The following is a 23907-nucleotide window of genomic DNA, read 5'->3' as shown; positions in this document are numbered from 1 at the left end:
ACCTCTCCTAGATCTGGGGCTCTTCAATCGGCGTGCAGGCAAGTGGGTGCACATCCACTAGGGATGTTGTAGCGACGACGAGGTGCCGATCAGGCACAGCCCGCCACTGGGGAGACGAGTCTGTGGGTTCACTTGCGACGAGAACAGTGGCTCCGTCCGACCGCACCGACAAACTATGCCCCCAGGTTGTGGCGGTGATTGTGTGGCCGTCACACAGTAGGAAGTTCAACTTGGACGAGGGGAACTCGGCGCCGATTCTGCAGGTAAGTTCGGTCAGAACATCCGATGCCGCGCGTCCGTTGTGGAGTTGGTGGCGCACCCACGCCCACAGCACTGCCGAATCGGTGGGGGCATCAACGGTCATCAGATCCGCGAGAGGAATTTCGCCCGCCAGGGGCACCACGCTGTGTGGCCACTGTGCAACGTACCCGTTGTGACTAAACGCCCACTGCCGCGAAATGAAAGGCGCGCACGCGGTCTCGACTAAGGGCATCCCCACCGTCGCGCTTCGTACGGCTGCGACAACGGCGTGTGATCGACAGGATGACATAGCAGCCTCTCCGGAGCGGTCAGCCCAAATGGGTGAGGCGCTGCGATACCGGGACGCCTCGCCGTCGGACCACCAGGCAACCCCGTAGCCGTCAGCGTTAATGACGCCGCCGCCACGCATGTCCTTCGGCAGGTAGGACTGGTGTACCAGCGAGTGATCCCCAGCGGTGTAGATGTCGCTCACGCGGACAGGCTCGCCAATGTAGGCCAAGTGTCGACACATCAGGTTGTGATGTCGCGTGCTAGTCGGAATCCCGCGAAGATTTGCCGCCGGATGGGGTAGTCCCAATTACGGAATGTGCCCCTCATCGCCACGGAGTCCGTGCCGAACGAACCTCCACGCAGCACCCGATAGTCCTCGCCGAAAAACACGTCGGAATATTCGGCATAGGGGAAGAACCGGAACCCCGGGTAGGCGTGAAAGAAGGAGGAAGTCCACTCCCACACGTCGCCTATAAGCTGATGAACGCCCAGCGGTGACGCCCCAGCAGGGTACGCGCCCACCGGAGCTGGTTGCAGGTGACGTTGCCCCAGGTTTGCGTGGTCGAGCGTAGGTTCGGCGTCGCCCCACGGGTACCGCCGCGAGGTTCCCGTCGCGGGATCCCAGCGGGCTGCCTTCTCCCACTCAGCTTCCGTTGGTAGTCGCTTACCCGCCCAGTTCGCGAACGCTTCGGCTTCGTAGAAGCACACGTGCATCACGGGTTCGTTTTCCGGTATAGGTTCCTCGTACCCGAACCGTCTGCGTCGCCACGTTCCGTCATGTCGCCAAAACAACGGAGCGTTCAACTCGCTTGCGCACCGATGCTCCCAACCAGGAGCAGACCAGAGGTCTTGTCGGTCGTACCCGCCGTCGGCGAGAAACTCCATGTACTGCCCGTTTGTGACGGGAGCGCGATCGATGGCAAATTCGTCGACCCACACGGTATGCGCGGGGCGTTCGTTGTCTAACGCCCACAGGTCGCTGGAGGTGCCCATCTCAAACGACCCTGCTGGAATGATCGCCTCACCAGTGACGTCGACGTCAGCTGTCGGCGGGTTGGGCGCTGTAAGCACGGGGGCGCCCCGCCTGAGTTGGTGGGTGGCCAACATGGTCTCAGCGTGTTGTTGTTCGTGCTGGGCCACCATCCCGAACACAAAACCGCCAGACGTCAGGGGAGTACCGTCAAACGAGGTGCTATCGAGAACGCCGAGCACCTTCTCACGCACAATACGGATATAGTCACGCGTCGCATCGGGTCCGAGAAGTGGCAACTGGGGCCGGTCAGCGCGGGGGTGCTGGAATGCGTCGTACATCTCGTCGATATCCGCCCGAATCGGTGTGCGTTCGCCGACGGTGCGCACGAGCCACTGTTCCTCTTGGTTGCCTATATGAGCTAGATCCCACACGAGTGGGCTCATCAGCCGCGAATGCTGGGCGGTGAGGTCGACGTCATCAACCGAACCTGTCAGGGTGGTGCTCCGCGCACGTGCGCGTTCCAGCACACTCGCGATGGTGTCGCGCAAGCTTTCGGTTCGCTCCAGGGGCGGTTGAGTCATCGTGCTCCCACAGTCGGTGACGGGTGACATGTTCGCTGACCCGCAAAAGTATCGATTTCCCGGGCCAGTTCGGGGCTGTCAGCGTGCTCGGCGGCAAGGGCAAGGAGCCGTCGAGAAGCGCGCTTTACTGCTGGTTCGGTAAGTCCAAGGCGTGCGGCGCGCAACCACCAGCGCGCCGTTTCTTCGGCGATGTCGCGCGCCTGACTAATCACGGCAGGATTGCTTGTGAGGGCTGCGACCACTGCGATAGGTATGTGCCACTGGTCTGACGGTTGTTGGTCGATGTAGCGGACTTCAAAGAAGCCTTTGGGGCGCACTGGGGGAAACAGCGTCGTGAGGTGGTATTCCACATCCGACACGGTGGGGGCACGTCCTATTGCGGAGCGCGCCCCTTCGTCGACCCATTGCCCAAGCGTCAAGGGCGGTGCGGACCAATCCTTGCCGTCGCAACGCACACACAATAGTGGCGTGTTTAGCGCCCATTCTGGGTAGTCGCTCAACGAATGATGCTGTTGCGGGAAGTCGGTTCGCTGGCGGTCGAGAAACAGCCATGAACGCATGCGTTGGGAGACCCATGCCCCCGGTACGCCGCCGGCTATACGGGGGGACGCGGCGAACGTCGCGATCAAGGCAGGACCCACCGCGTTGAGCATGTCCCAACGGTTCTGCGACTCGGATGCGGTGGCACCAGAGTTGACGCACACCTGTACCGCGGCGGTATTACACATCATCAGACGTCCGAGCGGTCCCACACGGTCGAATGCTGCTTCCATTGCCTGGTAGCGGGGCGCATCCAGAACCCGGGAGGGAAGTCGGTGAACGTCCGCAGCAGCGGAGCGCAGCGTGATGCCGGAGGCGCTAAGGTGGCGCGCAAGGACTGTCGCGTCGGCCCGCACAGCCTCGATGACTTCGGAAGTTCGTGCCGCAGGGGCACTGGAGATTTCGATCTGCCCGCCTGGTTCCAAGGTGACGGTGCCGCCATGTGGCAGAGGATTGCTGGGAAGTGAATCCAGCGCTGTGCGTAATTCGTTCTCGGATAGGCGTGTTCGGCGTCGAGCGGACTGGTGGGCGAACCATTCAACCTCGGTGCCAATTGCCTCACCGGGACACACCGCCAGAGTTGCATGGGCGATGATCGCGTGGGCGGCGCCGCGGTCGCTGACCACATCGAGGGCGCTTGCAGTGGTGACGGTGACTGTCACGCCGCTCACCGCAGTGCGTGCGCGGTTGTGCCGTGGGTCATATTCAAAAGCTACCGGCAAGATCAAGATCGTGCCACCAAAAGACGACCGAGTCGACAAACGTGGCCCTAAGTACAGCAGTGGGTCCGAACCATGACGGCTCGGACCCACACGTGCTGCGTTCTAGCTGTTGGCGGTTACGCCGTACTTGGCGTAGTACTTATCCACCTTTTTGGGGTGAACATTGGCCCTCGTGAGGTCGCCTTCGTAGTGTGCGACAACTCGTTTGTCCATGACGCGCCGCCAAATGGGCGGGAAGTAGGCGAGGACGATCATGGATGCGTATCCACTTGGCAGGCTTGGCGCACCGTCCCACGACCGCAGAATCTGGTAGCGGCGGGTGGGGTAGGCGTGGTGATCGCTGTGGCGCTGCAGGTGGTAGAGGAACACGTTGGTGCAGATGTGGTCGCTGTTCCAACTGTGCGAGGGTGCGCAGCGTTCGTAGCGTCCACTGGCCGTTTTCTGTCGCTTGAGCCCGTAGTGTTCGAGGTAGTTCACCACTTCAAGCAGGGAGAACCCGAGGATTGCCTGCAAAATGATGTAGGGGAGCACCTGCCAGCCGAAGATGGCAATCGTGACACCGAACAGCGCGACAGACATGAGCCACGCGTTGAGGACATCGTTCTTGATGGTCCAGTGCGACTTGTTCATGCGCTGGAAGCGGGTCTTCTCAATGTGCCAGGCAGAGGTGAGTGAGCCCCATACCGTGCGCGGCCAAAATGCCCAGAATGTTTCGCCCAGGCGCGAGCTAGCCGGATCCTCCGGGGTGGCGACGCGGACGTGGTGGCCGCGGTTGTGCTCCACGTAAAAGTGACCGTAGAACGACTGGGCGAGGGTGATCTTTGACAGCCAACGCTCGAGGTTCTCTTTTTTGTGGCCAAGTTCGTGTGCGGTGTTGATTCCGATGCCGCCGACGAACGAGATGCTCACCGCTAGGCCGATCTTGTCAACCAAGCTGAGACCGTTTTCGTACCCAATCCAGCTGATACTGTCCGCGCTGATCAGGTACATCGCCATGAAGAACGTGATGTACTGCAGCGGGATGTAGGCGTAGAGGATGTAGCTGTAGTACTTATCGTTCTCCAGCCGTTCCATCCACTCTTCTGGTGGGTTCTCACCATCCGGGCCCAGGAAGATATCGATTAGTGGGATCAGGATGTAAACAAGAATGGGGCCTGCCCACCATAGGACGTGGGTTGCGGCGTTCCAACCAAGTTGGTTGAACAAAACCGCGAGGCCGAGCACGATGATCATCGCACCGGGTACAAACATGCCCAACATCCACCAGTAACGCTTCTTGTCGCGCCACTCGCTTACTGGGCTGTCGGGAACTACTTCTGCTGACGACACCTTTGTCCTCTCCAGCGAAACGGACACTCGCAGACAAATGCGAGTGATCTGTATACCGTGCTGACGATAGCTCTTTAAAGGTAATTGCGCACCACAGACCCGGCGTTTTGTACAGAAAAAACAAGCCGAGCCGCTTGAACTGGGGGCTTTCGAGTTTTGCGCAGAAAAAGGCGGACTTGGTGACTCACATATCGCACGGAAAGCTTGAGGACTCAGACCGTCCAGACTGGGAGGAAAGCACTATTGACCTGCAATAAAATTCAACTAACAATCGAGTCGGGTTGGATGCCTCTGGGCTGTGCATCACTAACTCGGCTGTAAGCATTGTTGATAACAATTCTGTCTCAGCTCACGTGGTTTCGACATAGGCGCGCCCCCAACCGCAGAAGGAGCACCGGCACACCGCCCTCAGGAGTAGCTTTTTACTCATGGCACATGGCCGCACGCGCGTACCCAAAGGCAGGCCATGAACAACCGCGGGTCATCCAATAGCTACACAATGCGGCACTACCGACGTGCCTGGCTTCGCCCCGATGTACTTGCAGGCATCACCGTCGCGGCCTACCTGATTCCTCAAGTGATGGCGTATGCAGCAGTCGCTGGACTCCCACCTGTCGTCGGCCTTTGGGCGATCTCCGCAGCGCTCATCGTTTACGTCTTTCTAGGCTCGTCACGTCAGCTATCCGTCGGGCCAGAATCAACCACCGCGCTCATGACTGCAGCGGCAATCGGTCCGCTCGCCGCGGGCGACCCACAACGCTATGCGGCACTAGCGTCAATGCTTGCCCTATTTGTCGGCGTACTGTGCCTCATCGGCTGGGTGGCTCGACTCGGGTTCCTTGCGGACCTGCTATCGAGACCAGTGTTGATCGGGTACATGACAGGTATCGCCGTGATTATGATCGTCAGCCAACTCGGCACCGTCACAGGGACAAACGTCGAAGGAACATCTGTTGCTGAAGAAGTCGTGTCGTTTATAGCGCAACTTGATCAAGTGCATCCACCTACACTTGCGCTCGCTCTCGGCACCGTAATTTTTCTGTTTCTGGGAGCTCGCATTTGGCCTCGGCTGCCCATTCCGCTCTTGGCGGTGATCATTGCTTCTGCCGCGACGTACGCCTTCTCATTGGCGGATCATGGAATCGATGTTGTGGGCTCAATCCCCGTCGGTGTGCCCGCTCCTGAAGTCCCGCCGCTCGCGCTTGCCGACGTGACAATGCTGCTCCTGCCAGCTCTGAGCGTCGCCATCGTCGGATACACCGACAACGTGCTTACCGCCCGTTCGTTTGCTTCGCGCAACGGATACCGGATCGATGCGAACCGTGAATTCCTAGCGTTAGGTGCGGCAAACATCGCGAGCAGCCTCGTCAAAGGGTTTCCAGTAAGTAGTAGCGCCAGTCGAACCGCACTGGGGAACAGCCTCGGCAGCAAGACGCAGGTTCATTCACTCGTCGCCCTCGTTGTAGTGCTTGTGGCTCTCTTTGTTGGTGGTCCGGTACTTGCGCTGTTTCCACTTGCAGCTCTCGGAGCCTTGGTTATCTACGCGGCAGTCAAACTCATCGAACTCAGCGAGTTTCACCGCATCGCCACCTTCCGACGCAGTGAACTGTTTCTCGCCGTAGGCACTGTCATCGCGGTCCTGCTGTTCGGCGTGCTGTACGGAGTCGTCGCAGCCGTCGTACTTTCGTTACTGGACCTCTTGAGGCGAGTAGCTCGTCCCCGGGACGCCGTTCTCGGATACGCGAAGGGAATCGCAGGAATGCACGACATCCATGATTACCCGAACTCGGAGGTTGTGCCCGGGCTTGTCGTGTACCGGTACGACGCACCGCTGTTTTTCGCGAATTCGGAAGACTTTCATCGGCGAGCAATCACTGCGATCGAATCCGCCGCGACGCCTACGCGGTGGCTCGTTATTAACGCCGAAGCAATCGTCGAACTCGACATCACCGCCGCAGACATGCTCAAAGATCTAAAAAATGAACTCACACAACGCAATATCACTCTTGCCTTCGCTCGTGCCAAGCAAGAGTTGCGTGACGATCTTGCGGCCGCGGATCTACTCGATATGATCGGATCCCATTTGCTCTTCCCGACGCTGCCTACCGCCGTCGAGGCGTACCGAGCGCGGTATCCGGAACACTAGGCAGAGCAGTGGCCCCGGGGTTCATTCCCCAGGGCCACTGTGTCGGAGCTATCAGCCTTCTTGCTTGGCGCCGTACTTAGCGAGGATCTTTTCGCGCTTCGGCGGATAGATGTTCGCCTTGGTCACATCACCGTCATAGTGGGCAAGCACTCGCTTATCCATCACCCGGTACCAGATGGGCGGGAAGTAGGCGAGGACGATCATGGATGCGTAGCCGCCGGGCAGGCTTGGTGCGCCGTCCCAGGATCGCAGAATCTGGTAGCGGCGGGTGGGGTAGGCGTGGTGATCGCTGTGGCGCTGCAGGTGGTAGAGGAACACGTTGGTGCAGATGTGGTCGCTGTTCCAACTGTGCGAGGGTGCGCAGCGTTCGTAGCGTCCACTGGCTGTCTTCTGCCGGAGCAGTCCATAGTGTTCCAAGTAGTTGACCACTTCAAGTAGCGAGAATCCCCACACTGCCTGGAAGATGATCCACGGCAATACCGCCCAGCCGAAGATTGCGACCATGGCACTCCACAGCACGACGGACATGAGCCAGGCGTTGAGGACATCGTTCTTAATAGACCACGGGCTTTTACCCATGCGGTCGAACCGTTGCTTCTCGATATGCCAGGCAGATTTAAAACTTCCGATGACTGTGCGTGGTAGGAAGAACCAGAAGCTTTCGCCCAACCGTGAGCTAGCCGGATCCTCAGGGGTGGCGACGCGGACGTGGTGGCCGCGGTTGTGCTCCACGTAGAAGTGGCCGTAGAAGGTCTGCGCGAGGGTGATCTTCGAAAGCCACCGCTCCAAGCTCACCTTTTTGTGGCCGAGTTCGTGCGCGGTGTTGATACCGATGCCGCCGATCATAGCCATGGTGGCCATGACGCCAACTTTGTCGATGAAGGACAGCGGCCCGTCGTACCCAATCCAACTCGGGTTCGAGGCGGTGACGAAATAGCACGCCAGGACAAACGCCGTGTACTGGATTGGTGTGTAGGCGTACAGGATCCACCGGTAGTACTTATCGTTCTCGAGTCGCTCCATCGCGTCGTCTGGCGGGTTCGCCCCATCGGGGCCGAGCGCGACGTCAATCAACGGGATGATCATGTACACCAGGATGGGTCCGATCCACCAGGACACAGACGCAGCTACGCCCCACCCGAGGCTGTTGTACAGCGCCACAAACCCCATGCCGATCAAAAACAAACTGGGAACCGCCATGCCGAGCATCCACCAGTAGCGCTTCTTGTCGCGCCACTCCTCGACGGGGGTGTCACGAAGTGAATCCGACGAAGTCATTGGCCCTCCTTGGCTCACCGCAAAGGCACCACACCGATGTGCTGCCATCAACACCGACATTACGCCGAATTTGTCCAGTTAGTGATTTGAATCACAGTTAATTGATCTTCGTGGATGAGCACTCTTGTAGCGGACGCAAGGAGCCATGTCAGTAATCCGAGTCATAGCAGTCCTTGCAGATCGCCGGTACATTTTGACCAATGAGTAGTGCTTCCCCATCCCTGCGTAGCGTCACAGAGGTCCTTGCCGACCGACGCGCAGCCGGAAGTACAGCACACAGCCGCACCGACCCGCACAAGGTGGCTTTAGTCATCGAAGGCGGGGGAGCCCGCGGTGCGTACTCCGGCGGCATGATTACAGCCCTCGAGGAACTCGGTTACTCACATGCGTTCGATGCCATATTCGGTACGTCGGCCGGTGCGCTTAACGCCGCCTGGTTCCTCACCGGCACAGCTTCCCAATCGGTCTGGACATGGTGGGACCCGCGCGTCCTGCACCGCGTCCTCGACCCTCGCAGACTCATCACCGGTGGTCGCGCTTTCGACGTCGAACATCTCGTTGAAACGATCTACATGGGTTTAGCGCCGATGGATTTCGGCGCGATCCTTCGCCACCCCTCCACGCTGCATCCCATCGCCACCCGGCTTGACACCGGGTCTGCCACTGACCTGCACCCGCACACCAGCTCCGCGGCAGGAATACGCGCCACCCTCCGCGCGAGCTGCGCCTTGCCCCTCGTCGCTGGACCGCCCGTCCATCTGGGCAGTCACCGGTATTTAGACGGTGGACTTGCAGAGTCAGTGCCACTGGACTCCGCGTTGCGATGGGGCGCAACTCATGTCCTTATCCTGCGCACCCGCAGCGCTGCCCACGCCCTGGCTCAAACATCGGGGATGTCAGCCGTGATCGAACTACTGACTATCCACGGCTATCTTGCGCGGCGCTCCCGCGCAGCGGTGCAGGCGTGGTCGCAGCGTCAAGAACGCGCCACTCAACTTGAACAGTTCCTGTCCGAGCCCGAAGCCACCATTGGACTGATCAGACCACCCGACACCGCACCGATGATTAGTACGGGCGAGCGGGATGAACAGCTACTCCGACTCGCTGTCACGATCGGCTTCGATGCAGCGTCACAGGCATTGGCGCCGCACCAGCACACAACGAATACCACGGGTCCCCACACGGTTCACTAGGCTTGCCCACTGTGGCACACGCCGATTTCTTTAATACCGCTGACCTTCGCCGCAGAGTTCTTGCCGCGTGGGCTGATGCTCCTGCCCGTTTTCGTGAAGACTCGAATGCGGAGGAAGACTTTGCGCTGAGCAGCTACCGCGATCGCATTGTCGTCGAGTTGGCGCAGAATGCCGCAGACGCTGCCCACCACGGTGACGGCCGATTACTACTGCGGTTAGACGGGCAAGTCTTCACTGCTTACAACACCGGCATACCGCTCAATGCTGACGGAGTGGAAGCCCTCTCGACACTGCGGGCTTCGGCCAAACGTGGGCACGCGCGCAGTGCTGGGCGCTTTGGCGTGGGGTTTTCGGCAGTCGCGTCGGTGAGCGACGACATTGTGGTGACGTCACACGGTCACGCAGTGCAGTTTTCGCAGGACCGTGCGCACGACGCCGTTGTGGCGATGTTGGCAGATGAGCCGCAAAGTGCGCTGGCAGACGAGCTACATCGCCGCGGCGGGCATGTGCCAATGTTGCGGTTGCCGTTCCCTACAACACCGCGCGACACACTCGACTACGACACAGCAGTGTGCTTACTGTTGCGGTCGTCGAGGGATCGCGACCGGGTTGCGAACTTACTGCATGCGACCGGAGAAACCCTGCTCGTGGCTTTGGAGGGGCTTTCCGAAGTCATCATTGAGATCGACGGCACACGGTGGGTTCTCACGCGCAGCGACTCCACCTCGGAGTTTGATTTTTCCACCGCCGTCGATGGGGCGGAAACACGGTGGCGTGTGGTTCGTCGGACCGGTGCTTTTGATGCAGCGGTGCTAGCGGACCGTCCGCGTGAGGAACGCGAACGCAGCAACTGGACCGTCATGTGGGCCGTGCCAGTGACGGCAACGGGCAGGGTCGCGACGCTGCCTCCCGATGTCGAGAACGTGGTGTACGCACCCACCCCCAGCGACACCGCACTGTCGGTGCCTGCGGTGCTGTTGGGTACCTTCCCCCTGAGCTCAGATCGCCGAACCATCATTCCCGGTGCCGCAACCCAACAGTTGATCACCTCCGCCGCCGAAGCGTATTGCGATCTCGTGATGCGCTTCGACGACATCACAGTGCTTCAACTCATCCCGGGTGCGGGTTTGAGTAGCTCAGCGCTTGACTCGCACCTGCGCGACGCCCTTGACTCCCTCTTGCCGTACACACCGTTCTTGCCCACTCACGATGGTCGCCGAGTCTGTCCCGTTGATGCGTTGATTCTGGATACCGGCACAGATGCATCACCGCTCGCGGAGGTGCTCGCGCCTCTAGTTTCTGGGCTGTTGCCCGGCTCATGGTCACCGAGGCTCCCCGCGTTGCGTGCCCTCAGTGTGCGCCACCTAGGGCTTGCCGACGTTGCCGACATACTGGCGGGCAGAGAGAACAACCCGCACTGGTGGTCAAGCGTGTACAAGGCGGTCCGGGCTTCACTTGGGCCGGGTGCTGATGTGGGGGAACTGGGAGCACTGCCGGTGCCGCTGCTTGATGGCCGACTAGTGCAAGGCGCGCGGTCAGTGTTAGTTCCGTCCGAGGATTGGGGAGTCGACCCTGAGTCGTTTGCGTCGCTCGGCTTACGGGTGGTGCATCCCGACGCCGCGGACCCACTGCTGGAACTGCTCGGCGCACAACGAGCAACAGCATCGAATGTGTTGACGCATCCGCTGACCGAGGCCGCAGTGCGAAACTCGCTTAATGCCGACGATCCAGAAGCAACGGCGGACGCAGTGTTGAGCCTAGTGTCCGCATCCGGTATCACCGCAATGGACGTGCCGTGGCTAGCCGAACTCGCCTTGCGCGATGACGAGGATGACTATTCGGCCGCGGGGGAGTTGCTCATTCCCGGAGGCCCGCTCCTTGACTTGTTGGGGGCGGATTCGGCGTATTTTGTGGTGCACGAGTCCATCTATGAGAAGTACGGGGCTGATGCACTACGCGCAGTGGGTGCGCTGTGGTCCTTCACAACGCTGCGTGCGGCGGATGTGGAATTGGGTGCCGGAATTGAGGACGAGTTTGGCCGTGAGATAGACCGGCTTGATGACTGGGTCACTCACACCGCCGAACGGCTCGGACACCCACACATCCCGCCCTTAATTCCAGAACTAGCAGTGGTCGCCGACCTGGATCTTGTCGCCGATGACCAATGGCCCAAGGCCATCGAACTGTTGGCTCATGCGGATGTGCGCGACGCGATTGTGAACCCCGCCCGACTGCTGACGGCTTCTGGTTCGGCGATTGATGTACCGTCCTACACCGCGTGGTGGATGGCCTCACACGCTCGTATTGACGGTGCACGGCCCCGAGACTTGCGCAGCCCCGATGCGGATGAGGCGTTGCATGGGTTGTACGACGAAGTGACAACCCCGATGGATCCCGCCTTTGCATCCGCTCTCGGTATCCGACATTCATTGGCTGATGTGCTGGCAGACCCCGACGGGCCACAAGACTTAATGGACAGGCTGGCGGACCCGAATCGGGACGTCACACGGGCCGCGCTGCACGCAGTGTGGACATCTCTGGCGGACCTGGCTCCGGACAGGATCAACGCACCGAATGATGTTCGGGCACTCGACCGCGGACGTGTCGTGGTAGTTGACGCTGATGATGTGCTCATCCTCGACAGGCCAGACGCCCTACCACTGGTGGAGGACCAACCGCTGATTCTGCTCCCACCACATCTCGCGGTTGGACTGGCCGACCTGCTCGATATCGCGTTGGTGAGCGAAGAGGTAGGTGGGGTTGTGACGTCGCGGGGTGAAAGCAGGCCAGTACCGGAGGTGGTGGCACCGTTTCTTGGTTCTCACCCGATTACCTACCGGCATCACGAACCGTTGATCGTCGACGGCCGGGAACTTCCGTGGTGGGTGGCGGACGGGGAAATCCATGCGGCCACAATGGACGGGCTTGCTCGCGGACTGTGCTGGTCGATGGGGCAGTGGCCCAAGCGTCATCTCATCGCCGCTGTACTGAGCGATCCAACGAACGCGCCCACGCTCCTAGCGGAAGTGGAGCTGGACTGACGTCACCGCACGCTGACGCGTTGTGCCGTGCGGTGTAGGAGCCACACCAGTGCAATTGCTGTAACGATCAGCATGCCGACGTAGGCGACCATTCCCGCCCACCCAAACGTCATGTACACAAGTCCTCCAGAACCGCCCGCAACGGCGGAGCCGAGATAGTACGAACACAAATACAGTGACGATGCTTCTGCGCGGTTGGTAATCGCGAGGGTTCCCACCCAACCGCTCGCCACGGAGTGCGCGGCAAAGAACCCCACAGTGAACAGGGCAAGCCCTGCTAAGAGTGTCGGCAGGTAGTCGGGGAGAGTGATGATCAGCCCTGTCAGCATCACTGCGACTGCGATGATTAAGACGCGCGCCTTGCCGTGCCGGTCGGACAGTGCGCCCGCTGTCGGCGAGGAGACCGTACCTGACAAATAGAAGAGAAACACCAGGCCTGTCAGTGTTGCGGTTAACCCAAACGCGTCAGCTTGTAGTCGGTAGCCGAGGAAGTTGTACACCGCCACAAAACCGCCCATGAGCAGGAAACTCAGCCCGAACAGCAACACCAGTGCTCGGTTTGCCAGGTGCCCAAGTATTGCGCGATACAGCGTCGAGGGTGTGACTCGCTGTGGGGTGAACATGCGCGACGGGGGCATCATCTTGACCATCAGCACCGCGCTGAGTGCGGCCAGTAGGGCCGCAGCTTCGAGCGCCCATTGCCACGATGTGACGTCCAGCATGCTCGATGCAAGGATACGGCCGAGCAACGCTCCGACGGTGGTGCCAGCGATGTAGCGGCCCATGGCTTGCCCCAGGGATGCCCCGTCTACCTCCTCGGCGAGATATGCCATTGCCACGGCCGGGACTCCCGCCAGGGCCACGCCTTGCAACGAGCGGAGGGCGAGCACCGTTTCCATATTGGGAGAGAGCGGAACCAGGACCCCGACGACGGCGGCGCTGATCGCGGAGATCGCCATGACGCGGGTGCGGCCAAACCGCGCGGAGAGGGCGCTGGCGGGAATGATTGTGAGTGCAAGAAAACCCGTTGTTAGGGACATCGCTAGCGCGGACATCGCGGGGCTTACCCCGAAGTGACGACTAAATTCGGGCAGCACGGCCTGGGTGGCGTACATGGACCCGAAGGTTGTGACACCGGCGATGAAGAGTGCTGCTGTGATGCGTCGGTAGCCGCGAGAATCAACCCCGTGGGGTGCGGTGCGGTCGTCGACGATGGTCATGAGTACATCTTCTGCGCGTGTGTCACAAATAGAAAATGCATGAATCAACTCTTAAGTATGTATTTGGGTAATAATGACTGGTGGCGGATGGTGTGCTGCTGAGGTGCAGTGACGCGCCTCACGCACTACGTGCAACAATCTATCCCCAGATACTGCATGCATATGCTGTCCTGTATGCAACCAATGCATATGGCAAGGCAGGGGATGAGGGGTCGATTATGGAGAGCGACGAACTGAAACTGTTCATCACCGTGGCAGAACACGGTCAAATCACGGCCGCCGCCGACGCACTCCACATCGCCCAACCAACCCTGTCGCGACGACTCAGGCGACTCGAAGATGCGGTAGGCACTGAGCTTTTTGACCGTCACGGAAAGCGCATCACCCTCAACATCAACGGCGAAATCTACCTCGAACACGCGCGCCGCGCGAAGGCCGAACTCGACACCGCTCGAAGGCGAATAGCCGACAGAGCAAACCCCTCACAAGGCACAGTCCGGTTAGGGTTCCTACACTCGTTTGGAGTCCGCATGATCCCAGGACTCATCCGAGAATTCCGGGCAGTCGAACCACGCGTACGGTTCGAACTATCACAAGACGCGGCCGCCGTCATCGCCGACAATGTTGAAAGCGGCAACATTGACATCGGAATCGTTTCCCCACGCCCCATATCTGGCGGGTTGGCCTGGAGTTTGCTCACCAACCAAAAGCTCTCCCTCACAGTGCCCCTCGGGCATGCCTTGGCCACCAGACACACGGTTGACCTCGCAGAAGCAGCTGCCGAACCATTCATCACAATGCACAAGGGCTACGGCATGCGACGAATCCTCGAAGAACTCTGCGCAGCAGCAAACTTCGAGCCCCACATCACATTCGAAACATCCGAACTGTTCACCATCTCCGGCATGGTCTCGGCAGGACTCGGTGTGGCAATCATGCCGATCGAGCAAACCCCACTCCTACCCGAGGGGCTGGTCCAAATACCGCTAGCAGGACCCGGCGCCACCCGCGATGTCGGCCTAATCTGGAAATCGGGAACAGCACTAGGCCGACCAGTGCAGGCATTTCACCAGTTCGTCATTGAGCAGTTCGCGACCAGGCGATAGCCACAACGTACGATCACTGTGTCGCCACATCAGGGTCGATGAGCCCAAAAAAGCGCCCAAACAGGGGGATCGGAGAAAGCTCGTGCAGTCACGCACCGACGAGTTGGTTGTATTGCTAGACGAAAACAACCAACCGGTCGGCATCATGCCCAAGCATGAAGTACATAGCGACACCACTCCGTACCACTACGCATTTTCGTGCTACCTCTTTAACAGGGCAGGAACGCATGTGTTGATGACGCGGCGGGCAACCACCAAGCAAACTTGGCCGGGGGTATGGACAAACACATGCTGCGGCCACCCAGGACACACGGAATCACTCACAGGCGCGGCCATTCGCCGTGCGAGCTTCGAACTTGGCGTTGAGGCGCTCGACCTAAAGGTCGCCGTCCCCGAATTTAGCTACCGAGCAGTTGACGCCAGCGGAATGGTCGAAAACGAATTCTGCCCCATCCTGATCGGGACACTCGACGCGGACCCCCAGCCCAATCCCGATGAAGTGTGCGACTGGGCCTGGGTACCGTGGGAAACCGTCGTCACCATCGCGAGCGATGCCCCGTCGTTGCTCAGCCCCTGGTCCGTCGAGCAGATTCAGCGTCTCACACACGTTCTCGGATCGGACCTTGCAGCCAGTGCTCAAGCGGTCGCAGGGACACGCAGCGACGTGCGCGGAGTCTGATGTCAGCCATAGGAAACCAAAGCAGAATGCTAGATCGCGCCTGGGTCCCGATGACGGTAGCGTCGCTGCAATTGCTTGGGCTCGTCAGGATTCTGTTCAGTGTCGCTTCAGTGGCCGGGCCGGAGACACGTATTAACTTCGCAATTGCAAGCGGCGAGTCAACTACTACGGCCTATTACACCGCTGGAGCTGCCGCCGAAGGAGCGTTGGTTGCAGGGCAATCTTCGCTACCGATATGGCTCATGGCGGCGGTGCTCATTGCCGGATCAGGACTGTGGTCCCGTAGTCAAAAACTTATATGGCTTGGGTTGTTGCCTGCGGCGTGCATAGTTTTGGGAGTATTGCCTGAACTGGGGTGGATTCTGCTTGGCGAATCAGGTTTTTACGCCGGTAGTTTGATTAGCGTGATCCTGGTCCTTGTCGCCGTCCCTGTAGTAGTTTGGCGTCTCTGGCCCATCTCCCGGGCCCATGCGTGAGAGTGGCAGATTCTTTAGACTGCACGGATCGGCAGCAGTCGCAGCACTGGTAGTAGTAACTGCTAGTTTCGGGTCTGGTGACTATGGCGTTAATTTCGGGGAAGAGTTCCAACCGCATCCATGTCGGGAACACCGAACCTGATAAATCGGCGCTCGACCCGTAGTAGCCAGAGTGAAAGGCCGAACACGGTTTCGGTCTACGCTTGCCGCGACAACAGTGTGGCAAGCGTTCGGCCTGTCAGAGCACCAACGGTGAGGCCCATGGCCACTGCCGACAGGATTCCCACAATTCCGTGGCTCCACAGTGGCCCACTGTTCGGTACGACCGACAGTGCGACAATCGGAATGCTGACTCCCACGAGCCACGCGCTAGCCGTCACCCAGATCCATCGCGTCGAACCAGGAACCGCACTCCGCAGCACGGTCCATTGCGCGAAACCCATTCCAAGTAGTGCGGCGAGCCAGAGTGGGCTGAAAAGTAGCAGCAAAAGCCACGGTGCCACATCAGAAAAACCCCAAACTGTGCTGGTGCCCATGCCGACTAACCATGCAAAACCCGCTGCTACGGCAGTCACCGCCACCCAACGGTTGTGGTTTATTCGCGGTGCGTGTGCGCGCAGCACCCATGCTTGCGCTGCCCCCAGAACTGCTCCCTCGGCAGCGCCCGCAAGTGTAAGCGCCACGAGAAAAGCTACGTCGTGCGCTCCGATGAGCGCCAAAGTCACGCCCACGAGTGCAGGCGGAATGAACCCCACAAGTTCACCCAAGATAAACGCGGCGATCCACGCCCGCGTGAAGCGCATCGGGCGCCGTCCATGTGAGTTTGAGAACTGTGCGGCGTCCCAGCTTTCTCTCGAGTTCATAGAACAAATCCAACGCCGCGCAATGGTCGCTAGGAAGAGTATTTCGATAGGAGTTTTGAGGAACTGTGGCGACCCCGAATCATGGCGCCGGGAGCAGATGGTTGGTTCGTTCCGTGAGGGCGATACCGGCGACCGAGTGGCCCATAGGTAAGCGAGAATCAACCCTCGCCTTCAAAGTAGGGACCTTGGTCCCGCGTACAGGGGACATGGGGCTCTGTCGTGCGACGGCTGCGCAGCGCATGCTCATAATCAGGGCTTTCTTCGGTTTCGAATGCGCATGGTTATGAAACGAGGCTCGCGATGATGTATGGATTTGATGGCACCGGATGGGTGTGGATGGCGCTAATGCCGGTCGTGTGGATAGGGCTGATTGTTCTCATCGTCTGGGCTGTTGTACGACTGACTCAGGACCGGCCCGGGCGTGATCGCGGCGTTGACTACCGCGAGTCCCCAGAGGATATTCTTGATCGCCGTTTTGCACGCGGCGAAATCGATGCCGACGAGTATGGCGAAGCACGTAAGCGGCTCGCGGAGCATCGGCGGGGATCAGCATGACGACTGCGCCCCGTTCCCGAGCCTTACCATTGACTGTGCTGGCGGTCTCGACTGCCGTGTTAATCGGCACGGTGACCTGGAGCATTTCCGCGCCATGGGGTGACCGCTGGGGGAGCGGAACGTATCCCAGCCACACGATGTCATCCCAGATGATGTCAGATTCGGTGGGCGTTATGGGGGCACTGCAGCAGGGAGACGGGCCGGTCGACACAATCGACGAGGCTGCGGCAAGCGCCGACCGACTGGCCGCCCAATGGAGCCTGGAAACCGATGAAGTCATGGAGTTCAGCAACCACTTCTATGTCGTTCTCGTCGACGAGGCGGGCGATGCTGCCACCGAGCTGATTGTTGATCGGGAAACTGGCGATGTTGCGCTCGAGTGGGGGCCCGCCATGATGTGGAACACCTCGTACGGGATGATGCCGAGTCACACGCGGCCAGTCCGCCACACCGTCAACGCAGACCGCGCCCGTGATCTTGCGACCGAGTGGTTGCGGCAGTTTCGGCCAGGACTTCAGACGGGTGAGTCGCATGCGTTCCCGGGCTACTTCACTATGCACACGGTCCGTGATGGTGCCACCGTCGGAATGCTGTCCGTACATAGCAGGAGTGGACATGTCTGGTACCACACGTGGCATGGCGAGTTCATCCAATCACGCGGGCACTCCGAGTAGCGCCCGTCAACACACTAAGTCACTCGAACACGAAATTAACTGGGCAAGGAGCACGCCATGAGACTCACCAAAGCGGCGTTCGTCGCCGCAATCATCGCTTCAACATTGACTGTTGGAGCACACACCGCAGCAGCGCAACCCACCAACGGACCCATCACGCACGAAGTGTGTGCGTGTTTCATGACATTCATGATGGACAATCCGGAGGTGATGCGAATGCACCATCAGCTGATGCACACCTACCCCGAACTGGCACAAGCGCATCGACAGGCTATGGGCCAGTTGTGCAGTAAAGACCAGATGATGCACATGCATCACCAAATGGGTCATGGCGAGATGATGTAAGGCGCATCTACAGGTTGCTACGTCGCAATAGCATCGAATTGCCGATCACCGACAACGAACTAGCAGTCATAGCGACGACACCGATCATGGGGTGAAGCAACCCGATGGCGGCTACCGGGATTGCAGCACCGTTGTAGAACCACGCCCAGAAGAGATTCTGCACAATCTTCCGGAAAGTCGCCTGCGACAAACGTATAGCCTCCACGGCTTTGGTTAACTCGCCGCTAATAAGCGTCACATCGGCAGCTTCGATTGCGACGTCAGCACCGGCACCAATAGCAATGCCCACATTCGCCTGCTTGAGCGCTGGCGCATCATTTATCCCGTCGCCGATCATGACAACATGCGGGCCATAACGCTCCTGGAGAGCGCGGATCGTCTCGACCTTGCCGTCGGGGAGAACTTCGGCGTGTACTTCGTCGATCCCTACTTCCTCTGCGACGGTGTGAGCTGCGCGCTCGTTGTCGCCGGTGAGCATGACCACTCGGATTCCGAGGTTATGCATCGAGGCTATTGCGCTGCGAGATTCAGACTTTATTGAGTCAGCGACCGCAACGAGCCCAATTGCGACACCATCCCTGGCTACCAGGATGACAGTTCGGCCCCGTTGCTGCAGCCGGGCAAGGTCCGAATCGAGTTCGTTGAGACCTTGAACGTCCGACTCTTCAAGCAGGCGGCGATTCCCGATCAAGATTCGCGTCGCCTCGACAGTTCCCTCGACGCCGCGGGCTGAGACAGACCGGAAGTCTGCGACGTCACTTATCCGGAGGTTTCGTTCGTGCGCGCCCTCGACCACAGCTTTCGCAATGGGGTGTTCTGATGCATTCTCCACCGCTGCGGCCACCAACAGAACCTCGTCCTCGGTAATTCCTGGTGTTGCAACGATTTCTGTAAGTTCAGGTTCGCCCCGAGTAATCGTTCCGGTTTTATCGAGGACGACTACCTTGGCGTCCTTCAGAGTCTGGATCGCCTCACCAGAACGAATGAGGACTCCATGCTCGGCACCCATGCCCGCCCCCACCATCAAGGCAGTTGGTGTTGCGAGACCTAGTGCACAAGGGCACGCGATGACGAGAACGGCGACTGCTGCGAGAACCGCTATCACAGGAATCGGAGCATCAGGATTAACCCAAGGTAGGAAGGTAGCTCCCCAATGGAGTATCGGTCGAAGCCTCTCACCAAAAAGCAGCCACACGGCCATGCTTCCTAGCGAGATCACCAGCACGGCGGGCACGAACCGTGCCGTTATCTTGTCAGCAAACTCCTGGATAGGAACCTTGGAGCCCTGCGCTTCTTCAACGAGGCGGATAACTTGCGACAAAAAAGTATCTGAACCAACGCGCGACGCCCGAACCTGCAAGCGGCCCTCTTTGTTTACAGTCGCACCAAGTACGGTGTCACCGGCCTGCTTTGCCACCGGCAAGGATTCGCCAGTGGCAAGTGACTCGTCCACATGGGATTGCCCGTCGATAACCTCGCCGTCTGTCGGGATCTTCTCCCCGGGCCGTACCACCATCAGATCGCCGACAGACAGCTCCGTGATAGGTATTTGCGTCTCCTCGCCGTCCCTGATCACGCTTGCTGTCTTCGCTCCCAAAGTCAGGAGACGCCGTATCGCCTGCGACGCACTTCCCTTCGCGCGCGCTTCCAAGTACCTACCCAGCATGTGGAAGGTCATGATCGTGGAGGCCATTTCGATGAACGACGTCATCGGATAGATGAAGCCGACGAGGCCAATCAGATACGGCGGGAGGCTGCCCATTGAGATGAGCACGTCCATGTTCGCCGTGCGATTAGTCAGCGAGAGCCACGCTGACCGGTGTGTTTCCCAACCGCCAAATAGGAACACGACGGGAAACGCAAGTACGGCAACAATCGCCAGGTAACCAGGAACTGGCTGCCACAGCATGTGCACCATCATCAGAATCATGATCAGCGTGGTCGGGGCAGCTGCAATGATGAGTCTGCGGGCGGCGATGTTCAGATGCCGAGTTTCGATCTCATCCGGATCAGCTCCGGCGGACGCTGGAAGGTCCCCCTCGGGAAAAGCGGAGACAACTTTGTAACCAGCGCGTTCCACAGCAGCGGTAAGCACTGGGAGCTCGGAGTCCTCCGAAGCGACAACGCTCACGGTGTGGGTGGCAATATTCGTGTGGACAGCACGAACGCCAGGCACACGCTTGAGCGACGTCGTCACTATTCCGGCGCAGTGATCCGAGCCCATGGTTGGGACCGTGAGCCGATAAGCCGTGGTTTCGCCAATGTCTAGTGTGCTCATAGCCTGATTGTGCGATGAGAGGCCGCGCCGCTCTAGGGCATAAGGTCACCGCCCAATCGGTATTCGACCCTACTGGCTCTCTTACGGCCCGGCCGGGGAAGCAAGTCGGTCTCGCGCCTGAGATGATGCGAGACCGAACAGTCACGCCTGCCGTGTCGTCACGTGTATTTCGGAATGCAGGGTCCGGTGTACGGGGCACCGGTCGGCGATCTTCATGAGGTCGGCGCGTTGTTGATCATCAAGATCCCCCGAAATTGTGATCACACGGTCGATCTGATCGACAAAGCCAGACTTAGCGGCAACATCGGCGCAGTCTTTGGCATGCACCCGCTTATGTTTGAGTGCCACATGCACACCATCTAGGGGTAACCGTTTGCGCTTCGCGTACATGCGCAACGTCATCGACGTACATGCGCCAAGCGAGGCAAGAAGCAGATCGTAAGGCGACGGTCCGGAGTCATCGCCGACTGGCCGCGGTTCATCAGCCCTCAAAATATGACGACCCGCAGCAATATGTTGCGCATAGAGGCCACCGTCAGTTTCGGCGACAATAACAGTACCCTCGGGGGCGGTTTCGACGGGCTTCTTCGCCTCGGCGGGACGCGTGTACCTCGCGGACCAGGCAGCGATAATATTCGCGGTGTATGCCGCATCTCGGAGGTCCGTCAGCAGGTGGTCCGCACCGTCAAGCGACACAAAGGATTTGGGGTGCCGGGCTGCAAGATAAATGTCTCGCGCATTGTCGACACCCACAAGTTCGTCCGTAGGGGAATGCAAGATCAGCAACGCGGCATCGAGCGTCTCAATCCTCTCCCGCTGCGGTTGAGCGGCAATGTCATCCAAGAATTCGCGGCGAATGTCGAAATCTCGCCCCGCCAATGACACCGTTGCGCACCCCTGAGCTTCAATCACATCGCGTAGGTCACTGAACAGGTGAGTGACGTGCACAGGATCTGCGGGTGCACCGATCGTAACGACGGCCTTCGTTTCCGGTATCTCGCTGCGGGCGGCAATGACAGCAGCACCACCGAGGGAGTGACCAATAAGGATTGTCGGTGCCTCATGGTTCTCCCTCAGAAAATCGGCTGCCGCCACCAAGTCTTTGATCTTGCTCGTGAAGGTGGTGTGCGAGAAGTCGCCCTCTGACTGGCCGATACCCGTGAAGTCGAACCGCAGCACTGCGATCCCAAACTCGGTTAAGGCTCGCGCAATACGGGATGCCGCGACGATGTCCTTGCCGCATGTGAAGCAGTGCCCGAAAAGGGCCCATGCCTGCACGGGGCCATCAGGCATGTCGAGATGACCTGCGAGCGGCGAGCCTGTTGAACCAGTGAAAGTGATCGCACCTGACATGCTTGCAACTTATCCGATCACGGCGATGACCGTCGATTGTGTGCATGTTTTCGTTGGACTGCGGCGTAACCGGAAGAAATCCCTGGCGCGCATTATTTCCTAAAGTAAAAAATACGAGAATTTAATGGTTCGCGTGTTGCGTTATTCCGAGAAGCCGTATGGTGTCATTCTCGTTATTACTGTAAAAGTGCTCGAAATTGCCCAGAAATGGCGCACCGGTATATGAATCATTTAATGTAGAAGTTAACTTTGATTATAGGGCAACGGTTTCCTGGACCATGTCATGACCTGCTGTGATGCTCGATGTGCGGGTTGTACGTCGTTTCAATGACGGTAGTTTTGGGGGCATAAACAATGGGTGACAAAATTGTGACGGCAATCACCCGCAATTACTGACTATACGCGTAACAGTCACGCGCTCGTAAGCGAAGTATTAACCACATGCGCACAATGTGCACCGACTCCGGTGTGCCGCGATTGGCGCACAAAACATAGGAGACCAACGATGAACTTGAACCGAACTTCGAGTGCCGTCCGTACCGCAGCTGCTGGAGCATGCATCGTCTTGGCGACCACCATCGGCGGGCCGACCATTGCAGCGGCCAACCCCACCGGTCAAGGTAATGCAGGTGGCAACAGTGCGAACGCTGGCGGCGCAGGCGCCGGATCGGGCCAAGGTCAAGAAGGCCAAGGCGGTGGTAACCCGGGTGGAAACAATGCCAATGAGGGAACACCTGCCGACACCGGAACCACACCTGGCCAAGGCGGTCCTGGCGCTGGCGAAGGGCCAGGCAACGGAGCCGGGCAAGGCGGCGGGCAAGGCGGCGGGCAAGGCGAAGGCCCCGAGGAAAACGACGACGAGGCTTCAACTCCTGACCCAGACACAGACGACGACGGCAGTGCCGAGGGGGACGAGGGTGAAGACTCTCAAGACGACACTGACGGGGCTGACGAGGACGAAACTGACGACAGTGCAGACGAAGCGGAATCGGAAGACGACACCGATTCCGACGAAGCAGATGATGCCAATGACACTGCTGATGAGTCCACGGGCGACGACGGCGCAGAAACTGACGACGATCGCCATGACGCGTCAGGTGCAAGCGATGCGTCTGACGACGACAAAAAGGACGCTGCTAAGTCCGCAACCAGCGCAGATGAGGACGACGACAATGGAATGCTGCCACCGGTCTCGCTAGCCTTGGGAGGACCTGAAGGGTTCTCGCTCGCAGCACTCGGACTCGGCGGCGCACTCATCGTCGGCGCAGGTGGCGCGGCGGTGTACACCGTGTCACGCAAGCGCGGAACATCCGCATAGTTTTTGCACATGTGAGCGGGGTTCGGGGCGCATGGGGGTGCCGCCTCGGACCCCGCTCACCTTCACTCTGGGGGAACCTTTGCGAGGGCACATCACGCATTTCCGTTCAATCGTCGCCGCCTTAGCCATCGGTGTGGTCGTACTGGTCGGCTGTGGCGGGGTCAACCACGCGAACCCTGTGTTGGACCGTGCGCCGTCGGCCCAGGCGACTTCCGAAACTGTGGTGGCAGTGGAAGGCGAGCCACGACAAATCAGCTTCGCACGGCCCGGCGGCGACGCGTACTTTGCCAGCGAAGTCTTTCCGGAGCCCGTCTACCGCGACGGCCTCGACGGCGCAGAACTCAACCCCGACACCGAACTCCCCGTTCGGTGGGCGGAAGCAGGTCTGCCAAGCACCGATACACGCGAAACAGTCGTCATTGTGGGGCACAACTACACCGACCGCATTGCGCCGTTCTATCACCTGCGGGAAGTCGCGGAAGGCGACACAGTCGCTCTCGCACTCGCCGACAATGTTCTTACCTACCGTGTCGAAGAAGTCACCTCACTGGCAAAAGGCGCGCTTCTCACCGATCACGAACTACGCCGACACAAGCCCGGCCGACTGATTCTGGCGAACTGCGACGTTATCGACGGAACCGACACCGGTGACAACTACTTAGTCATCGCGCAACTCGAAAACTAACCAGACGGCAGGGCCTTTTGT

Annotated in this window: 20 protein-coding genes; 11 read left to right on the top strand and 9 right to left on the bottom strand. The window is 59.5% G+C overall.

The features are described from left to right. Positions 1 to 7: 7 nt before the first annotated feature. The 4 genes from egtC to IEW73_RS03060 all read right to left on the bottom strand — a co-directional run bounded on the left by egtC (position 8) and on the right by IEW73_RS03060 (position 4676). Positions 8 to 772 (bottom strand): ergothioneine biosynthesis protein EgtC, encoded by a 765-nt coding sequence (gene egtC / locus IEW73_RS03075; protein WP_188670571.1) that lies wholly within the window; start codon positions 770 to 772, stop codon positions 8 to 10. After that, positions 772 to 2085, bottom strand: coding sequence for an ergothioneine biosynthesis protein EgtB (gene egtB, locus IEW73_RS03070; protein WP_188670569.1), 1314 nt, complete (start codon positions 2083 to 2085; stop codon positions 772 to 774). The genes egtC and egtB overlap by 1 nt, the downstream gene beginning before the upstream one ends. Continuing rightward, complete coding sequence (locus IEW73_RS03065; protein ID WP_188670567.1) at positions 2082 to 3347, bottom strand: glutamate-cysteine ligase family protein; 1266 nt, start codon at positions 3345 to 3347, stop codon at positions 2082 to 2084. The genes egtB and IEW73_RS03065 overlap by 4 nt, the downstream gene beginning before the upstream one ends. Before the next feature lie 102 nt (positions 3348 to 3449). Then, complete coding sequence (locus IEW73_RS03060; protein WP_188670565.1) at positions 3450 to 4676, bottom strand: alkane 1-monooxygenase; 1227 nt, start codon at positions 4674 to 4676, stop codon at positions 3450 to 3452. Between the two features lie 466 nt (positions 4677 to 5142). Here IEW73_RS03060 and IEW73_RS03055 point away from each other — a divergent pair, with 466 nt between their 5' ends. Continuing rightward, complete coding sequence (locus tag IEW73_RS03055) at positions 5143 to 6822, top strand: SulP family inorganic anion transporter (RefSeq protein ID WP_188670563.1); 1680 nt, start codon at positions 5143 to 5145, stop codon at positions 6820 to 6822. Between the two features lie 51 nt (positions 6823 to 6873). On the opposite strand, the gene IEW73_RS03050 is transcribed toward IEW73_RS03055, so the two are convergent. Continuing rightward, complete coding sequence (locus IEW73_RS03050; RefSeq protein ID WP_188670560.1) at positions 6874 to 8100, bottom strand: alkane 1-monooxygenase; 1227 nt, start codon at positions 8098 to 8100, stop codon at positions 6874 to 6876. 200 nt (positions 8101 to 8300) lie between these two features. Here IEW73_RS03050 and IEW73_RS03045 point away from each other — a divergent pair, with 200 nt between their 5' ends. Beyond that, positions 8301 to 9293 (top strand): patatin-like phospholipase family protein, encoded by a 993-nt coding sequence (locus IEW73_RS03045; RefSeq protein WP_188670558.1) that lies wholly within the window; start codon positions 8301 to 8303, stop codon positions 9291 to 9293. Positions 9294 to 9304: 11 nt separating this feature from the next. Then, on the top strand, positions 9305 to 12334 hold the full coding sequence (locus IEW73_RS03040; protein WP_229675697.1) for a sacsin N-terminal ATP-binding-like domain-containing protein: 3030 nt from the start codon (positions 9305 to 9307) through the stop codon (positions 12332 to 12334). A 2-nt stretch (positions 12335 to 12336) separates the two neighbouring features. On the opposite strand, the gene IEW73_RS03035 is transcribed toward IEW73_RS03040, so the two are convergent. Then, positions 12337 to 13554 carry an MFS transporter gene (locus IEW73_RS03035; RefSeq protein ID WP_188670555.1) on the bottom strand — a complete coding sequence of 406 codons (1218 nt, stop codon included), beginning with the start codon at positions 13552 to 13554 and terminating at the stop codon, positions 12337 to 12339. Positions 13555 to 13772: 218 nt separating this feature from the next. Here IEW73_RS03035 and IEW73_RS03030 point away from each other — a divergent pair, with 218 nt between their 5' ends. The 3 genes from IEW73_RS03030 to IEW73_RS03020 all read left to right on the top strand — a co-directional run bounded on the left by IEW73_RS03030 (position 13773) and on the right by IEW73_RS03020 (position 15815). Next, entirely contained in the window at positions 13773 to 14660 is an 888-nt protein-coding gene (locus tag IEW73_RS03030) for a LysR family transcriptional regulator (protein WP_188670552.1), read from the top strand. A gap of 82 nt (positions 14661 to 14742) precedes the next feature. Beyond that, on the top strand, positions 14743 to 15339 hold the full coding sequence (gene idi / locus IEW73_RS03025) for an isopentenyl-diphosphate Delta-isomerase (protein ID WP_188670550.1): 597 nt from the start codon (positions 14743 to 14745) through the stop codon (positions 15337 to 15339). A gap of 26 nt (positions 15340 to 15365) precedes the next feature. Beyond that, the gene (locus IEW73_RS03020; RefSeq protein ID WP_188670549.1) at positions 15366 to 15815 is read left to right on the top strand and encodes a hypothetical protein; all 450 of its coding nucleotides are present in this window, start codon (positions 15366 to 15368) and stop codon (positions 15813 to 15815) included. 197 nt (positions 15816 to 16012) lie between these two features. On the opposite strand, the gene IEW73_RS03015 is transcribed toward IEW73_RS03020, so the two are convergent. Next, positions 16013 to 16678, bottom strand: a complete 666-nt coding sequence (locus tag IEW73_RS03015; protein ID WP_188670547.1) for a hypothetical protein — start codon at positions 16676 to 16678, stop codon at positions 16013 to 16015. A gap of 300 nt (positions 16679 to 16978) precedes the next feature. Here IEW73_RS03015 and IEW73_RS03010 point away from each other — a divergent pair, with 300 nt between their 5' ends. The 3 genes from IEW73_RS03010 to IEW73_RS03000 are packed head-to-tail and all read left to right on the top strand — an operon-like array spanning position 16979 to position 18252. Continuing rightward, the gene (locus IEW73_RS03010; protein ID WP_188670545.1) at positions 16979 to 17233 is read left to right on the top strand and encodes an SHOCT domain-containing protein; all 255 of its coding nucleotides are present in this window, start codon (positions 16979 to 16981) and stop codon (positions 17231 to 17233) included. Then, positions 17230 to 17907 carry a hypothetical protein gene (locus tag IEW73_RS03005; RefSeq protein WP_188670543.1) on the top strand — a complete coding sequence of 226 codons (678 nt, stop codon included), beginning with the start codon at positions 17230 to 17232 and terminating at the stop codon, positions 17905 to 17907. The genes IEW73_RS03010 and IEW73_RS03005 overlap by 4 nt, the downstream gene beginning before the upstream one ends. Positions 17908 to 17964: 57 nt before the next feature. Then, positions 17965 to 18252, top strand: coding sequence for a hypothetical protein (locus IEW73_RS03000; protein ID WP_188670541.1), 288 nt, complete (start codon positions 17965 to 17967; stop codon positions 18250 to 18252). Between the two features lie 7 nt (positions 18253 to 18259). On the opposite strand, the gene IEW73_RS02995 is transcribed toward IEW73_RS03000, so the two are convergent. Both IEW73_RS02995 and IEW73_RS02990 read right to left on the bottom strand, forming a co-directional pair. Beyond that, positions 18260 to 20530 carry a heavy metal translocating P-type ATPase gene (locus IEW73_RS02995; RefSeq protein WP_188670539.1) on the bottom strand — a complete coding sequence of 757 codons (2271 nt, stop codon included), beginning with the start codon at positions 20528 to 20530 and terminating at the stop codon, positions 18260 to 18262. 141 nt (positions 20531 to 20671) lie between these two features. Further along, positions 20672 to 21883 carry a bifunctional alpha/beta hydrolase/OsmC family protein gene (locus tag IEW73_RS02990; RefSeq protein WP_188670536.1) on the bottom strand — a complete coding sequence of 404 codons (1212 nt, stop codon included), beginning with the start codon at positions 21881 to 21883 and terminating at the stop codon, positions 20672 to 20674. Positions 21884 to 22388: 505 nt separating this feature from the next. On the opposite strand from IEW73_RS02990, the gene IEW73_RS02985 reads away from it, so the two are divergent. Continuing rightward, positions 22389 to 23201, top strand: a complete 813-nt coding sequence (locus IEW73_RS02985; protein WP_188670535.1) for a hypothetical protein — start codon at positions 22389 to 22391, stop codon at positions 23199 to 23201. Between the two features lie 37 nt (positions 23202 to 23238). Continuing rightward, positions 23239 to 23886, top strand: coding sequence for a class F sortase (locus tag IEW73_RS02980; RefSeq protein WP_188670533.1), 648 nt, complete (start codon positions 23239 to 23241; stop codon positions 23884 to 23886). Positions 23887 to 23907: the final 21 nt, after the last annotated feature.

The sequence above is a fragment of the Hoyosella rhizosphaerae genome (genome assembly GCF_014643175.1).
GTDB classification, from domain to species: domain Bacteria; phylum Actinomycetota; class Actinomycetes; order Mycobacteriales; family Mycobacteriaceae; genus Lolliginicoccus; species Lolliginicoccus rhizosphaerae.
Note: the sequence above shows the minus strand (reverse complement) of the source record. Positions and strands in the feature narration are given on the sequence as shown.